This window comes from Kitasatospora sp. NPDC002543 (genome assembly GCF_053594915.1).
In genome coordinates this window covers 12,522-27,456 of record NZ_JBSFWR010000040.1, presented here as the reverse complement: position 1 = coordinate 27,456, position 14,935 = coordinate 12,522, and the positions used below count along the sequence as shown (strand labels likewise).

Here is a 14,935-nt window from a genome sequence, read left to right as displayed (position 1 = left end):
GTCGCTCCCATCTCCGGTCTCCCATTTCTGGCTCCATGTCCCTTGCGTCCTGGGTCACTTGGCGCGTCGCAGGGCGTGCAGCCCGCCGTAGGCCGCGAGGGCGGTCCAGAGCGCCATGATCAGCAGCCCGGTCCAGTGACCGTAGGCGACCAGCGGGTCGTCGGCGTACCGGAGGGCGTACTGGCCGGCCCGGTCGGGCAGGAACTGGACCACCCGGCGCACCCCGGGAACGCCGCTGAGCAGCGGCGAGAGCAGGAAGAACGACGGCACCAGCAGGCCCATGGCGGCGGTGAGGTTGCCCAGCAGGGCGGTCGTTCCGAGGCAGAACACGACCAGCAGGGCCTGGTAGAGCACCCCGGCCGCGGCGGCGCGGACCATGGCGGGTCCGTCCCAGTCGGCGGGGACGGTGGCCGCGTACCCGGCGAAGGCGCCCGCCGTCCCGGCGGCGCCGACCACGAGTCCGGCGAGTGCGCCGAGCGCGAGCTTGGCGCCGTACAGCCGGCCGCGCCGCGGTACGGCGGTGAGCGACACGTCGATCATGCGGGTGTTGAACTCCTGGCCGATCAGCAGGATGCCGAAGCAGGCCAGCGCCGCCTGCCCGAAGTTGAGGCCGTAGAAGATGCCGGCGCCGGGGTCGTCGGTGAGGTTGTGGTCCTTGCCGCCGAGGGCGGCTCCGACGGCCGTGGTGATGCCGGCGGTGAGCACCAGGGCGAGCAGTGGGGTGATCCAGAGCGAGCGGAGGGTGGCGAGCTTGATCCACTCGGCGCGCAGGGCGTCGACGGCGGAAGTCCGGGCGGACGCCGGAACGGGTGCCAGGGTGGATGCCGCGGCGGGAGTCGCGAAGGAAGTCGCCGCGGGCGTAGGCGCGTTCATGCGGCGGCCTCCGCGCGGTACTCGACGCTGTCGGCGGTCATCCGCATGAACGCCTCCTCCAGGGAGTCCTGTTGCACGGCGATCTCGTACAGCACCACGCCGTGGGCGGCGGCGAGCGCGGCGATCCGCTCGGGTTCGGCGCCGCTCACCTCCCAGGCGCCGTCGCCGACTTCGGTGGCGTCGAGTCCGTGGCCGGGATCGCCGAGCAGGGCGGCGAGCTTGGCCGGGGCGACGGCGCGGACCCTGATCCGGGTCCGGCCGTGGCGGTCGATGAACTCGGCGGTGGCGGCGTCGGCGAGCAGCCGGCCGCGTCCGATCACCACCAAGTGGTCGGCGGTGAGCGCCATTTCGGTCATCAGGTGGGAGGAGACCAGTACCGCCCGGCCCTCGGCGGCCAGGTCGCGCAGCAGGGTGCGGATCCAGCGGATGCCCTCCGGGTCCAGGCCGTTCACGGGCTCGTCCAGCAGCAGCACCGGCGGGTCGCCCAGCAGTGCGGCGGCCACCCCAAGGCGCTGGCGCATGCCGAGCGAGAAGCCCCGGATCCGCCGTCCGGCCGCGTCCGCCAGACCGACCTGGCCGAGGACCTCGTCGACCCGGCGGGCCGGCAGCCCGTTGCTCGCGGCGAGCCAGCGCAGGTGGCCGTGCGCGGTCCGGCCGCCGTGCAGGGCGTGGGCGTCCAGCAGCGCGCCGACCGTCCGCAGCGGGTCCGGGAGTTCGACGTACGGCCGGCCGCCGACCAGGGCGTGTCCGGCGGTCGGGCGGTCGAGGCCCAGGACCAGGCGCATGGTGGTGCTCTTGCCGGCGCCGTTCGGGCCGAGGAAGCCGGTCACCACGCCGGGGCGGACCTCGAAGGTCAGGTCGTCGACGACGCGCCGGCCGTCGTACTCCTTGGTCAGGCCCTGGATCTCGATCACGGCCGGCTCCCCTCGTCCTGTCGTCTCGACGTCTTGTCGTCTCGGTGTTCTCCGCCGGGCGGGGTCTCGGTGGTGGGCCCCGGGCGGTGGCTCCATTCGACCGGAGTGGGCCCCTGCTGCGGATCCCGCCGGGGCGGGGAGTCGCCTCCCTCCCGGGAGGGAGGCGGCCGGAGACCGGTGCGGGATCCGGTGTCCGGGGGTGAGCTGGCAGGATGGACCAATGTCCAAGATCGCAGCGCTGAAGAGCGCGGTGTCCGCAAGCGCGGCGTCGGTTGGCTCGGCACCGGGCCGTACGGCACGCGTCCGTACGGCACCGGTCCGCGTGGTGCCGAGGCTCCTCGCGCCCCTGGTGGCCGGCACCACGTACGCGCGGCTGCTGCACCTGCTGGTCGGGTGGATCTTCGCGGGGATCGTGCTGATGATCTACCCGGGGACGTACCACAAGGGCCTCGGCGAGATCCTGGTGGCGAGCGTCTCGCTGGACGTCGTGCTGCTCGCGCTCACCGCGCTCATCCCGGCGGCGCGCCGGGCCGAGGGGGTGCAGGCCCGGCTGCTGCTGGTGCCCGACCGTGAGGAGGACATCGCCACCGAGCCGTCCCGCACCTGGGCCGACCGGCGGCGCACGGCCGGCTGGCTGATCGGGAGGGTCGTGCTCGGTTCGCTGGTCGGGTTCCCGGTGGTCTTCGGGATCGCCGGGGCCTTCGACCTGCTGACCGGTCCGGACGCCCTCTGGTACCTCCCGCTCGTGCCGCCGGCGGCATTCTGCTTCGGCTGGTTCCTGGTGTACGCGGGCCGCCTCCAACTCGCCATGGCGGTGTGGCTGTTGGGCCCGTCACCGGCGGAGCGGCTGGCCGAGGCGGAGCTGCGGGCCGAACGGCTGCTGGAACGCAACCGGTTGGCGCGGGAACTGCACGACTCGATCGGCCACGCCTTGACGGTGACGGTGCTTCAGGCCGGAGCCGCGCGCGAGGTCGGGGACCCGGCCTTCGTGGCGAAGGCGCTCGAGGTCATCGAGGAGACCGGCCGACAGGCGATGGAGGACCTCGAACGCACCCTCGTGCTGTTGCGCGAGTCCCCGGTCGGAGCGAACGGCCCGGCCACCGAACAGCCCGGGATCGACCAGCTGCCCGGGCTGTTCGACACCGCCAGGGCGGCCGGTGGCCCGGTGGAGGCGAGGGTCGAAGTGCCGTCCGGCACCCTGCCCGGGGTGCTCTCCCGCGAGTCGTACCGGATCGTCCAGGAGGCCGTTACCAACGCGCTCAAGTACGCCCCCGGCGAGCCGCTCGACATCCGGATCGCCGTACGGGACGGCCGGTTGGAGCTGCGTTGCGCCAACCGGCTGCCAGGGGCGGCACGTTCGGCGGCAGGCCCGGCGCGGCCCCCGGCGGGTGGAACGGGCCGGGGCTCAACGGGCAAGGGAGGAAAGGGACTGCGCGGCATCCGCGAACGCGCCACGCTGCTCGGCGGTGAGGCGACGGCGGGGCCGGTGCGGGACGGGGCCGCGGAGGGGGCCGGGGAGTGGGTGCTGGCCGTCAGGTTGCCCCTACGCTTGGGCTCGTGACGAACGATCTTGTGACGGCGGGCTCGGCCGCGGGAGCCGCCCGGACGACCGACATCCTGCTCGCCGACGACGAGGAACTGGTCCGGGCCGGCCTGCGGGCGGTCCTGGAGGCGCAGGGGGACCTGCGGGTGGTCGGCGAGGCGGCCGACGGTGCGGAAGCGGTCGCCCTGGCCCGGGCGCTGCGCCCGCACGTGGTGCTGATGGACGTCCGGATGCCGGTGCTGGACGGCCTGGCGGCCACCCGCGAGCTGCTGCGCCCCGGCGCACCGGGGGAGTGCCCGCCGCGGATCCTGGTCGTGACCACCTTCGAGAACGACGACTACGTGTACCAGGCGCTGCGCGCGGGCGCCGACGGCTTCCTGCTCAAGCGCACCCGACCGGCCGAGATCGCCCAGGCGGTACGGCTGGTGGCGGCGGGCGAGTCGCTGCTGTTCCCGGCCGCGATCCGCCGCCTGGCGGCCGGGCACGGCAACCCGACCGCCCGTGCGGCGATGGAACGGGCGGCGCTGACCGAGCGCGAGGCGGAGGTGCTGCGGCTGGTCGCGCGCGGCCTCAGCAACGGGGAGATCGCCGAGCGGCTGTTCCTCGGCGTGCAGACGGTGAAGACGCACGTCAGCAGCGTGCTGGCGAAACTGGGCGCGCGGGACCGCACCCAGGCGGTGATCGCGGCGTACGAGTCGGGGTTCGTCGAACCGTCGGAGTGATCGCGGCCGCGTGATCCCGTCGGGGCGGGGCCACAGAGGCGGCCCCGTCGAGACAGGGCCGGTGGCCGGCCGGCCGATGCGACAGGTGGCCGGTCGGCCGACGGGGCGGCAGGCCGTCAGGCCGGGTAGGCGTGCGCCTGGGTCGCCTTGACCGAGGCCCAGACCGCGACGCCGGGTGCCAGCTCCAGCTCCGCGACGGCGGCCGGGGTGAGGTCGGCGGCCATCGGCAGGTCGCCGACCAGTTCCGCGCGGACCTGGTCGCCGTGCAGGTCCAGCCCGGTGACCTCGGCCTGCCACAGGTTGCGCGCGCTGGTCTGCGGCCGCTCCCGGTACAGCGTCACGGCGGAGGGCGGGAAGGCGACGAACGCCGGGCCGTCCAACTCGTCGGTGGTGGCGAGGACCGTGCCGTCCGGGAGCGTGACCCGGGTGCCCTCGGCCCGGCCCTGGTACAGGTTGAGCCCGACCAGCCGGGCGATGTAGTCGGTGCGCGGTCGCCGGGCGACGTCCGCAGGGCTGCCGGACTGCACCTCGCGCCCGTCCTCGATCACCACCAGCCGGTCGGCCAGCACCATGGCGTCCAGCGGGTCGTGCGTCACCAGCACCGCCACCGCCTCGAACTCGACCAGGTGGCGCCGAAGTTGGGCCCGGACCTCGAGCCGGGTGCGGGCGTCCAGGGCGGCCAGCGGCTCGTCCAGCAGCAGCAGCCGGGGGCGTACGGCGAGGGCGCGGGCGAGCGCCACCCGCTGCGCCTGGCCGCCGGAGAGCCGGCCTGGGCGGGCCGAGGCGTGCTCGGCCAGGCCCATCCGCTCCAGCCAGCCGGCCGCCTCGGCCCGCGCCTCGCGCTTGGGACGGCCCTGGCAGCGCGGGCCGAAGGCGACGTTGTCGAGCGCGCTGAGGTGCGGGAACAGCAGGTAGTCCTGGAACACCACGCCGACCGGCCGCTCCTCGGCCGGGGTGTGCACGCGCTGGGCCGGATCCTCCAGGAGTCGTCCGTCCAGGCGCAGGTGGCCGCCGGTGAGCGGGAGCAGTCCGGCGAGGGCGCGCAGGGCGGTGGACTTGCCGGCGCCGTTGGGGCCGAGCAGGGCCACCACCTCGCCGGGGGCGGCGGTGAGGGCCAGGTCGAGGGCGAACGCGGCGCGCTCGACCCGCAGGCGGGCGTCCAGGGCAGGTTCGGGGCGGCTGTCCGTGCTCATCGGGGCGGCGTCCAGGTGGTCGGCGGTTCGGGTCTGTCCGGTGTCCTCGGCGTCCGGGAAGGTGTCCGGGAAGGTGCCGGGGACGTCGGGAGCGGTGCCGGGGGGAGTGCCGGGGGCGTGCTCGGGCGGCCGTCCGGAGGGATGCGCGCGGGTGGGGTCACGGCGTCGACAGCCAGCGGTCGCGCAGGCCGACCAGGACGGCCACGGAGACCGCCAGCAGGACCAGCGACAGTGCGATGGCCGCCTGCGGGTCGGACTCCATGGCCAGGTAGACGGCCAGTGGCATGGTCTGGGTGCGGCCGGGGAAGTTGCCCGCGAAGGTGATCGTCGCGCCGAACTCGCCGAGCGCCCGGGCCCAGGCCAGCACCGCCCCGGCGGCGATGCCCGGGGCGATCAGCGGCAGGGTGACCCGCCGGAACGCCGTCAGCCGGGAGGCGCCCAGGGTCGCGGCGGCCTCCTCGTAGCGGGGGTCGGCGGCCCGCAGCGCGCCCTCGACGCTGATCACCAGGAACGGCATCGCCACGAATGCCTCGGCGATCACGACCCCGGTGGTGGTGAACGGCAGGGTGATCCCGAACGCCGAGTCCAGCCAGGAGCCGACGATGCCGCGCCGCCCGAGCACCAGCAGCAGTGCCACACCGCCGACCACCGGGGGCAGCACCAGCGGCAGGGTGACCAGCGCCCGGATCACCCGTCGGCCGGGCAGTTCGGTGCGGGCGAGCAGCCAGGCCAGCGGGACGCCGAGGACCAGCGACACCGCGGTGGCCGCCGTCGCACTGATCAGCGACAGGCGCAGCGCGTCCCAGACGGCGGTGCTGGTGAGCTGCTCGGACAGGCCGCTCCAGGGCGCCCGGACCAGCAGGCCGGCTAGCGGGAGGATCAGGAACGCCAGTCCGAGCAGCGCCGGGAGCAGCAGGGTGACGGGGACGCGGCTGGTTCGCGGGCGCCGGCCTCGCGGGCGCAGGCTTCGCGGCGGCCGGCCCTGCGGGTGACGGTCCTGCGGGTGATGGTCCCGGCCCGGGTGCGTCGCCCCGGAGCCGGGGGTGCGGTCGCTCACGGCGCCTGGAAGCCCGCCGCGGTCAGCACCTGCTTGGCCTCGGGCGACTGGACGTACGCGACGAAGGCCGCGGCGCCGCCCTTGTTCGGGGCCTTGGCGAGTGCGGCGATCGGGTAGTCGTTCACGGCCTTGTCGGCCTCGGGGAAGTCCACGCCGTCGATCTTCGCAGCATCGGCCCGCACATCGGTCCGGTACACCAGGGACGCGTCGACCTCTCCGAGTTCGACCTTGGTGAGCGCGCCCTTGACGTCCTGCTCCAGGGTGACCGGTGTGAGGTTGAGGTCGGCGGCCTTGAGCGCGGTCTGGGCGGCGGCCCCGCACGGCACCTCCTTCGCGCACAGGGCGACCTTGACGCCGGAGGCGGTGAGGTCCTTGAGCCCCGCGATGTGCTTGGGGTTGCCCTTGGGAACGGCGATGGTGAGGGTGTTCCTGACGAAGTTCACCGGCTGCCCACTGGCGCCGCCCGCGTCCGCCACCGTCTTCATGGTGGCAGGGCTGGCGGCCGCGAACACATCGGCGGGCGCGCCGGAGTTGATGCTGGTGGCGAGGCTGGAGCTGCCACCGAAGTTGAAGGTGACCTTGGTGCCCGGGTTGGCGGCCTCGAACTTCTTGCCGAGCTCGGTGAAGGTCTCCTTGAGCGACGCGGCGGCGAAGACGGTGACCGTACCGGAGGCCTTCGGCACGCCGCTGCCGGCGGCGGAGGCGCCGGAGGAGGCGGTGGAACCGGAGGACGTGCCGCCGTCGCTGCCGCAGGCGGTGACCCCGAGGCCGAGTGCGAGGGCCACGACGGCGGCGACGGAGAGCCTGCGGGTGGTGGGCGTACGGGTGCTCATCGGTGCTTCCCCTCCGGGGTGCGCGCCGGGAGGGGCGCGAGGGACTGGTCGCAGGTGCGGCCATTACGGCGATCATAGTGCCGCAAATGCGAGCGATAAATCCCCTGTCGGTTCGCACAGGGCCGGGCTGCCGCGGGGCTCCGGGCTGTTGTGGGATGGCGCGAACGGGCCCGGCGGGGAGAGGGCAGGGGGCTGGTGGCGCTCCCGGGGCGCGCGGAAAAGGCGTCGCGCCGGCGGCCGTGGAACGGCCAGAGTGGTCGCCGTCCGTACACGCGGCCGGGTCGGTCGGATGCGCCGCCGCGGCCGAACCAAGGGGAGGAGTCCGTCCATGTCCACGCTGCGCGTCACCGCGGAGAAGCTGATCGTCCTGGAGCACCCGAACGCCGACGCCCTGGAACTCGCCCAGGTCGGCCTCTACCTGGCGGTGGTCGCGAAGGGCGCGTACCGGACCGGGGAGCACGCCGTCTACATCCCCGAACAGTCCGTGCTCCCCGAGGAGTTGATCGAGGAACTGGGCCTGACCGGCAAGCTGGCCGGGGCCCGGGCGAACCGGGTGAAGGCGGTGCGGCTGCGCGGCGAGCTGTCCCAGGGCATCGTCTGCCGGCCCGCCGCCCTGTCCGGCGTCGACCTGGCTGCCGCGGCCGAGCGCGGCGACGACTTCGCCGAGCTGCTCGGGGTCGTCAAGTGGCAGCCGCCGGTGCCGATGTCGATGAGCGGTGACGTGGTCAGCGCACCGGACCTGCTGCCCTGGGTCGACATCGAGAACCTCAAGCGCTACCCCGACGTCTTCGAGCCCGGCGAGCCGGTGGTGCTGACCGAGAAGCTGCACGGCAGCTGCTGCCTGGTCACGTACGTCGCGGCGACCGGCGAGGTGCGGGTGTCCTCCAAGGGCATCGGAGCGCAGGGGCTGGCGCTGGCCGAGTCCACCCGCAACCTCTACTGGCGGGCGGTGCGCGCGTACGACATCCCGGCGGTGGCGGCCCGGTTGGCGCAGCGCCTCGGGGCCGAGCGGGTCGGCATCTTCGGCGAGGTCTTCGGCGAGGGCGTGCAGGACCTGAGTTACGGCGCCTCGGCGCGCACCGAGCGGCCCGGCTACGCGGCCTTCGACGTGTCGGCCGTGGTGGACGGTCGGCTGAACTGGCTGTCGGCAGTCGAACTCCTGGACGGAGAACTGCCGTTGGTTCCGGAACTGTGGCGCGGGCCGTTCGATCCGGAGACCGTGCTGGGGTTCGCCCGGGGCAGGGAGACCGTTTCCGGACGTCAACTGCACGTGCGCGAGGGCGTGGTGGTGCGGCCGGTCGCCGAGCGCTGGAGTCCCGCGCTCGGCGGGCGGGCGATCGTCAAGGTGGTCGGCGATGCTTACCTGACCCGCAAGGGGGGCACCGAGTACGAGTGAGACGGGTCCGGGGCCGGGCCGGGTGGCCGCCCAACCGGTCCGGCCGGTTCGGCGGTTCGGTTGCGTCGGCAGGCCGGCAGGCCGGTTGGTCCGACGGGTCGGTTGCTCCGGCGGTGCGGTTGCTCCGGCCGGGCAGGTCCGGGCGCGGCTCGACCCGGGTGCCGGCTGCCCGTCGCCAGAGGCGGCGGGCGCATCCCTGAACAGAAGGAGTGCCGATGGCCACCGAAGTCATGCCCGTCCCCGACCCGGGTCTCGTACCGGCCCCCCGCCCGGTGCCCGCCCCCACCTCCGCGATACCCGTCCCGGTCGGGAACCCCCTGGTCGGATCGTTGTTCGACCTTACCCGCCGCCCGCTGCGCAGCTATCTCGCGGCCCGGCGCGACCACGGCGACGTGGTGCGCTTCCAGGCCGGGCCGCCCGGGCTGCGGGCCGACTTCTACGGGGTGTTCTCGCCGGAGGGCGTCCGCCAGGTGCTGGCCGGCGAGGCGGCCAACTTCCGCAAGGAGGACCCCTTCTACGACGAACTGCGCAGCAGCGTCGGCAACGGGCTGCTGACCAGCCAGGATGCCGTCTACCAGCGCCAACGCCGCATGATACAGCCGCTGTTCACCCGGCGCCGGGTCGACGGTTACGCGGACGCGCTCGCGCAGGAGGCGCAGTCGCTCGCCGACCGCTGGCGGGCGGTGCCCGGCGGGGTGGTGGACGCGGCGGAGGAGATGTCCCGGTTCGCACTGCGGGCGGTCGCGCGCATCCTGTTCGGCGCCGACGTGGAGAAGGCCGTGGCGGTGGTCCACCGCAGCTTCCCGATACTCGGCGAGTACGTGAAGGACCGCGGCTACGCTCCGGTCCGCCTGCCGCGCACCTGGCCGACCCCCGCCAACCGGCGCGGTGCCGAGGCCCAGCGGGCGCTGTACGGGGTCTGCGACCGGATCATCGCCGAACGGGCCGAACGGGCCGAACGGGCAGCGCGGGACGGTGGCGACGAAGGCGCGGACGACCTGCTCACCCTGCTCGGGCGGGCCCGCGACGACAACGGCGGGCGGCTGGACCCGACCGAACTCCGCGACCAGGTCCTGGTGTTCCTGCTCGCCGGGCACGAGACCACGGCCACCGCGCTGGCCTTCGCGCTGCACCTGCTGGCCAAGCACCCCGAGCAGCGGCGGATCGCCCGGGAGGAGGCGCGGGTCGTGCTGACCGGGCGGGCGCCGACGGCGGCGGACCTGGACGCGCTGCCGTACATCACCCGGGTGCTGAAGGAGGCGATGCGGCTCTACCCGTCGGCGGCCCTGGGCGGGCGGCGGGCGGTCGAGGAGACCGTCATCGACGGGTACGTGATACCGGCGGGGGCGCAGGTCGTCGTCGCGCCGCTGGTGACCCACCGGCACCCGGACCACTGGGAGGACCCGGAGCGCTTCGACCCGGACCGCTTCCTGCCGGAGGCGGAGCGGATCCGGCACCGCTACGCGTGGTTCCCGTTCGGGGGCGGGCCGCGGGCCTGCATCGGGCAGCACTTCTCGATGCTGGAAGCAGTGCTGGCGCTGGGAGTGCTGCTGCGGGACTTCGAGGTGGAGGCCGTGGACCGGCGGGTGGCGCTCGCCCAGGGGATCACGCTGCGGGCGGCGAGCCCGATGCGGATCAGGGTCACGGCGAAGGGCTGACGGGGGAGAGGCCGGCGGGAAGCTGTCGACAACTGGCGGTCGGTGACCGGTGCTGTTCGGCGGACGGGGTGCAACTGACAGAGTTCAGCGGACAGATGACAGATTTCAGACTCTGTCATCTGTCCGCTGTCATGTGTTCGCCGCGCCCGCGGACCTCCGGGCACAGGACCCCTTCATCCGAACACACCATCCGAGCCTCGCGGGCAGCTTTTCAGATCTTTGTCTGACCGATTCCGGACCCTCGATAGCGTCCCACGCACCCCAGGCCGGAAGCGCACATGCGGTTGGCATATGCCATTCGTATGCAGTCCGCCCGGCCCGGGGAGCCCGGGCGCACCGCGTACCGCCCCCGGGCCCGACCGGTCGACCGGAGGTCCCATGGGCACCCTCAACCATCTCAGCCTCGGCTGGCTGACCCCCGCCCTCTCGTACCTGATGGCCTGCGCCGGCGCGGCCCTCGGGCTGCGCTGCACACTGCGCGGTCTGGCCGCGAGCGGCCCGGCCCGGCGGAACTGGCTGGTCACGGCAGCCGCCGCGATCGGCTCCGGCATCTGGACGATGCACTTCGTCGCCATGTTCGGCTTCACCGTCGACGGCACCGAACTGCGCTACAACGTGCCGCTGACCGTGCTCAGCCTCGTGGTCGCGGTGCTGGTCACCGGCCTCGGCCTGACCGTGGTCTGCTACGGCCGGCACCGCGGTCTCTCCCTGCTGTCCGGCGGCGTCACCACCGGCCTCGGCGTGGCCGCGATGCACTACCTCGGCATGGCCGCCCTCCGGATGCACGGCGGCCTGCGCTACGACGCCGGAACGGTCGCGCTGTCCGTGCTCGTCGCCGTCGGTGCCGCCACCGCGGCGCTCTGGGCCGCCGTCACCATCCGCAACGTGTACGCGGCCGCGGCCGCCGCGATGGGCATGGGCCTCGCCGTCAGCTGCATGCACTACACCGGCATGGCCGCCGTCCACGTCCGGCTGGAGCCGACCCGCACTGGTCTCGGCGGGGCCAGCCCGATGGAGTTCGTCTTCCCGCTGGCCGTCGGCCTCGGCTCGTTCCTCTTCCTCGCCTCGGCCTTCGTGGCGCTCTCGCCGACCGTCCAGGAGCGGGCCGGCTACCGGGAGGCCGGCGGGCCGGTCGTCGAGGAGTTCCCCGCCGAACCCCCGCACCCGGGGACGGACGCCCCGGGGCCCGCCCGGTCCGAACCCAGCCCGGACGGGGCCGGCCGGCCCGACGGCGAGCGGCACGGCCGCGCCGCCTGAGCCCGCGCCCCCGCCACCCCCCCCGCCACGCCCCCCCCGCCACACCCCCCGCCTACGACTTCGCGCCCGCGCCTCCGCGCCGGCCCGCCCCGCCCGCTCTCCCCGCCCGAAAGGCCCCTCACCCATGCGAGAAGACCGAGGTACCGCCCCCGGTACCCGTCGGGGTGCCCACGCCGGGCCGCCCGCCCGTACGCCGCGGCCCGGCCCGTGGCTGCGTGGGCTGCGACCCCGGACCGTCCGCGCCCGGATCATCGCCCTGCTGATGGTCCCGGTCGTCTCGGTGATCGCCCTGTGGGGGTTCGCCACCGTCACCACCGCCCAGGGCGTCTGGAGCCTGATGCGCCAGCGCGACACCCAGCGCACGCTGCTCACCCCCGTCGCGGAGACGGTCGCCGGGCTGCAGGCCGAACGCACCGCCGCCGGTCAACTGCTGGCCGCACCGTCGGCCGTCCCCACCGCTGCCAGGGAGAGCGCCCTGCGCGAGGCGGCGGCGGCCACCGACCGGGCGCTCACCCCGCTGTTCCCGGACGTCCGCCGACCCGACCAGGGCTACAACCGTGCCGACGCCCAGGGGCTGGGCGGTGACGCGGCCGCCCGTTTGGACGCCCTCGGCGGCTCGCTCGCGGTGCTGCCCGCGCTGCGCGACCGAGTCCTGGCCAGGAGTGTCGGCTGGCCCGAGGCGTACGCGGTGTACGGCGAGGCGGTGGACCGGGCGCTCGTCGCAGCCGGCGCCGTCACGCCCCTGCAGGCCCCTCGGGAGGCCTCCGACGCGCGGGTGCTGCTTGAGCTGGCCCGGTCCCGCGAACTGCTCGCCCGGGAGGACGCCCTGCTGCGCGCCGCCCAGCTGTCCGGCGGGCTCGCCGACGACCAGCTGCGGGAGTTCTCCGGCGCGGCCTTCGCCCGGCGCGAGTTCGAGCAGGGCGCCGCCGCCGACCTGCGTCCCGCCGACCGGGAGGCGCTGCTCGCCGTCACCGGCGGACCGGACCACCGTGAACTGGCCGGGTACGAGGACCGGGTACGGGCTGCCGCCGACGGCCGGACGGCGGTCGCTGCGGTGCCGGCCGACCGCTGGGCGATGGTCGCGGGCAACACGGCGGGTGCCCTGCGGGCCGTCGAGGACCGGGCCGGACGGCTCGCCGCCGAGCGTCAGGACCCGTACGCCCTCGGCCTGTTCACCCCGGCCGGGATGGCCGTGCTGCTCGGCCTGATCGGTGTGGTGGCCTCGCTGGTGATCTCGGTGCAGATCGGGCGCGGGTTGGTCACCGAGCTGATCGGCCTGCGCAACTCGGCACTTGACCTGGCCGGTCGCAAACTTCCCTCCACCATGCGGAAGTTGCGGGCGGGCGAGGAGGTGGACATCGAGGCCGAGGCGCCCCTGCCGGTCGAGCGGGGGGACGAGATCGGCCAGGTGCACCGGGCGCTGGGCACCGTGCGGCGGGCGGCCGTCACGGCGGCGGTCGAGCGGGCCGAGGTGCTCTCCGGCGTCTCCGGCGTGTTCGTCAACCTCGCGCGCCGCAGCCAGGTCCTGGTACACCGCCAACTCACCTTGCTGGACGCGATGGAGCGCCGCACCGAGGACCCGTCCGAGCTGGCGGACCTGTTCCGGCTGGACCACCTCACCACCCGGATGCGCCGCCACGCCGAGGGCTTGATCATCCTCTCCGGAGCCGCCCCCGGGCGGGGTTGGCGTCGGCCCGTCCCGCTGGTGGACGTGGTGCGCGCGGCCGTCTCCGAGGTCGAGGAGTACGCCCGGGTCGAGGTCCACCCGCTGCCGCGCGCCGCGGTGGTCGGCCACGCCGTCGCCGACCTCACCCACCTGGTGGCCGAACTGGTCGAGAACGCGACCGGGTTCTCCCCGCCGCACACCCGGGTGCACATCCGGGGCGAACGGGTCGGCAACGGCTTCGCGTTGGAGGTCGAGGACCGCGGCCTCGGCATGGGGCCGGAGGTGCTGGACTCGGCCAACCGCCGGATCTCTGCCGCCGAACAGAGCGACCTCTTCGACAGCGACCGGCTCGGCCTGTTCGTGGTCAGCCGGCTCGCCCGGCGGCAGGACGTCAAGGTCTCGCTGGTGACCTCCGCGTACGGCGGCACCACGGCGGTGGTCCTGCTGCCGACCACGCTGCTGGCCGACGAGACGGCGGCGTCGGAGGCGGGGCTGGACGCGGAGTTGGGGACGGAGGCCGGGCTGGAGGAGGAGGGCGTGTGGTACGGCCGCGAGCCGGTCGCACCCCTGTCCGCCGCGTCCGGGACCGCGTCCGGGACCGAGTCAGGGGCCTGGGCCGGGTCCGGGACCGCCGAGGGGGTGCGGTACGGCGGCCCGGAGCGGGAGTTCGCGCCGGTGCACGGCCACGCGCAGGAGCCGGCGGGTGTCTCGGGCGGCACCCCGACCGGTGATCCGACCGGTGACCCGAGCCACCGGGAGCACCCGCGCGGCGGAGCGGGTGAGGGGTTTCCGGCGGTGGGTGGGCCGCCGCCGGAGGGTGGGGCGTTGCTGCCGTTCGGTGTCCGGGGCAGTGCCCCCGGGCCGGTACGACGCACGCCCTTCCGGGCCTCCGCGGCCCGGGCGGCCGGCCCGGCTGCGGACGGGGGCGCGGGTGCGGCCGCCCGTCCGCGGTCCGGGCCGGCGCAGCCGTACGGCGCGGCGCCGCACCGGACGGAACGTCCATCGGAGCCGGTGCCCGGACCGGACTCGGAGGGCCACGGGCCCGGCGGTCACCGGGGCGACCCGGGCCCCGAGGAGTTGCCGCGCCGGACTCGCCAGGCGAGCCTCATGCCGCAGCTGCGCGAGGCCCCGGCCCGCCCGTCCGCGCACGGTCACCGCCGTACGGCTGCGGCTGCGGCGGCCGTCGCCCCGGCCGGGCCCGGCTCCGGTGACGGCCTCGGTGTCGCGGGCCGCAGCCCGGAGGAGGCCCGGGCGGCGATGTCCGCCTTCCAGAGCGGATGGGCGCGCGGCCTGACCCCGGAGCGTCGGCGGGACGGGCAGCCCGCCGACCCTCCGCAGCCGCCGCGGGCGCGTCACCCCCAACACCCGTCCCGACCCGAAGGAGAGCGTCCGTGATCGCCACCACCCACCGCGCGGGGGAGCTGAACTGGCTCCTCGACGAACTGGTCCAGCGCGCCCCCGAGCTCCGCTTCGCCGTGATGCTCTCCGCCGACGGCCTGGCCATGGGCACCTCGGCCGGCCTGGCGCGGGAGGACGGAGAGCACCTGGCGGCCGTCGCCTCCGGCTTCCACAGCCTGGCCAAGGGCGCCGGCCGGCACTTCGGCGCGGGTGAAGTCCGCCAGACCATGGTCGAGTTGGAGGGCGGCTACCTGCTGGTCGCGGCGGCCGGCGAGGGCACCTGCCTCGCCGTGTTCGCCACCGCCCGGGCCGACCTCGGCCTGGTCGCCTACGAGATGGCCCGGCTGGTCCGCCGGGTCGGCGAGCATCTGAGTGCCCCGCCACGGGCGGTGGGCGGCCGGTGAGCCCGGTGCCCCGCCCGCACC

Annotated in this window: 12 protein-coding genes; 7 read left to right on the top strand and 5 right to left on the bottom strand. The window is 75.0% G+C overall.

The features are described 5' to 3' along the window. Window positions 1–54: 54 nt before the first annotated feature. Both ACWD4P_RS18830 and ACWD4P_RS18825 read right to left on the bottom strand, forming a co-directional pair. Window positions 55–873 (bottom strand): hypothetical protein, encoded by an 819-nt coding sequence (locus ACWD4P_RS18830; protein ID WP_449780314.1) that lies wholly within the window; start codon window positions 871–873, stop codon window positions 55–57. After that, a complete protein-coding gene (locus tag ACWD4P_RS18825; protein WP_359825603.1) occupies window positions 870–1,787 on the bottom strand; it encodes an ATP-binding cassette domain-containing protein in 918 nt (305 codons plus the stop codon). Before ACWD4P_RS18825 ends, ACWD4P_RS18830 begins: the two co-directional genes overlap by 4 nt. A gap of 220 nt (window positions 1,788–2,007) precedes the next feature. Between ACWD4P_RS18825 and ACWD4P_RS18820 the strand changes: the two genes are divergently transcribed. After that, window positions 2,008–3,348, top strand: coding sequence for a histidine kinase (locus ACWD4P_RS18820; protein ID WP_449780313.1), 1,341 nt, complete (start codon window positions 2,008–2,010; stop codon window positions 3,346–3,348). Continuing rightward, window positions 3,345–4,052 carry a response regulator transcription factor gene (locus tag ACWD4P_RS18815; protein ID WP_359825607.1) on the top strand — a complete coding sequence of 236 codons (708 nt, stop codon included), beginning with the start codon at window positions 3,345–3,347 and terminating at the stop codon, window positions 4,050–4,052. The genes ACWD4P_RS18820 and ACWD4P_RS18815 overlap by 4 nt, the downstream gene beginning before the upstream one ends. A gap of 116 nt (window positions 4,053–4,168) precedes the next feature. Here the strand turns inward: ACWD4P_RS18815 and ACWD4P_RS18810 are convergent, their stop codons facing one another. From ACWD4P_RS18810 to modA, 3 genes are all read right to left on the bottom strand, one after another. Next, window positions 4,169–5,245, bottom strand: a complete 1,077-nt coding sequence (locus ACWD4P_RS18810; protein ID WP_449780312.1) for an ABC transporter ATP-binding protein — start codon at window positions 5,243–5,245, stop codon at window positions 4,169–4,171. A 157-nt stretch (window positions 5,246–5,402) separates the two neighbouring features. Further along, a complete protein-coding gene (locus ACWD4P_RS18805; protein ID WP_449780344.1) occupies window positions 5,403–6,209 on the bottom strand; it encodes an ABC transporter permease in 807 nt (268 codons plus the stop codon). Window positions 6,210–6,298: 89 nt separating this feature from the next. Further along, complete coding sequence (modA, locus tag ACWD4P_RS18800; protein WP_449780311.1) at window positions 6,299–7,135, bottom strand: molybdate ABC transporter substrate-binding protein; 837 nt, start codon at window positions 7,133–7,135, stop codon at window positions 6,299–6,301. 328 nt (window positions 7,136–7,463) lie between these two features. Between modA and ACWD4P_RS18795 the strand changes: the two genes are divergently transcribed. The 5 genes from ACWD4P_RS18795 to ACWD4P_RS18775 all read left to right on the top strand — a co-directional run bounded on the left by ACWD4P_RS18795 (window position 7,464) and on the right by ACWD4P_RS18775 (window position 14,914). Beyond that, window positions 7,464–8,531: an RNA ligase (ATP) gene (locus tag ACWD4P_RS18795; protein WP_449780310.1), complete on the top strand. Its 1,068-nt coding sequence runs from the start codon at window positions 7,464–7,466 to the stop codon at window positions 8,529–8,531. 215 nt (window positions 8,532–8,746) lie between these two features. Beyond that, window positions 8,747–10,189 (top strand): cytochrome P450, encoded by a 1,443-nt coding sequence (locus tag ACWD4P_RS18790; protein WP_449780309.1) that lies wholly within the window; start codon window positions 8,747–8,749, stop codon window positions 10,187–10,189. A 378-nt stretch (window positions 10,190–10,567) separates the two neighbouring features. Continuing rightward, window positions 10,568–11,446, top strand: coding sequence for an MHYT domain-containing protein (locus tag ACWD4P_RS18785; protein WP_449780308.1), 879 nt, complete (start codon window positions 10,568–10,570; stop codon window positions 11,444–11,446). Window positions 11,447–11,570: 124 nt separating this feature from the next. Further along, entirely contained in the window at window positions 11,571–14,507 is a 2,937-nt protein-coding gene (locus tag ACWD4P_RS18780; protein ID WP_449780307.1) for a sensor histidine kinase, read from the top strand. Beyond that, window positions 14,504–14,914: a roadblock/LC7 domain-containing protein gene (locus ACWD4P_RS18775; protein ID WP_449780306.1), complete on the top strand. Its 411-nt coding sequence runs from the start codon at window positions 14,504–14,506 to the stop codon at window positions 14,912–14,914. The genes ACWD4P_RS18780 and ACWD4P_RS18775 overlap by 4 nt, the downstream gene beginning before the upstream one ends. The last annotated feature ends 21 nt before the right edge of the window (window positions 14,915–14,935 follow it).

What these genes read in the sequence shown, in the direction of transcription:
- modA (WP_449780311.1), bottom strand. Translation starts at nt 7,135, where the DNA reads ATGAGCACCCGTACGCCCACCACCCGCAGGCTCTCCGTCGCCGCCGTC.
- ACWD4P_RS18785 (WP_449780308.1), top strand. Translation starts at nt 10,568, where the DNA reads ATGGGCACCCTCAACCATCTCAGCCTCGGCTGGCTGACCCCCGCCCTC.
- ACWD4P_RS18790 (WP_449780309.1), top strand. Translation starts at nt 8,747, where the DNA reads ATGGCCACCGAAGTCATGCCCGTCCCCGACCCGGGTCTCGTACCGGCC.
- ACWD4P_RS18830 (WP_449780314.1), bottom strand. Translation starts at nt 873, where the DNA reads ATGAACGCGCCTACGCCCGCGGCGACTTCCTTCGCGACTCCCGCCGCG.
- ACWD4P_RS18810 (WP_449780312.1), bottom strand. Translation starts at nt 5,245, where the DNA reads ATGAGCACGGACAGCCGCCCCGAACCTGCCCTGGACGCCCGCCTGCGG.
- ACWD4P_RS18795 (WP_449780310.1), top strand. Translation starts at nt 7,464, where the DNA reads ATGTCCACGCTGCGCGTCACCGCGGAGAAGCTGATCGTCCTGGAGCAC.
- ACWD4P_RS18780 (WP_449780307.1), top strand. Translation starts at nt 11,571, where the DNA reads ATGCGAGAAGACCGAGGTACCGCCCCCGGTACCCGTCGGGGTGCCCAC.
- ACWD4P_RS18820 (WP_449780313.1), top strand. Translation starts at nt 2,008, where the DNA reads ATGTCCAAGATCGCAGCGCTGAAGAGCGCGGTGTCCGCAAGCGCGGCG.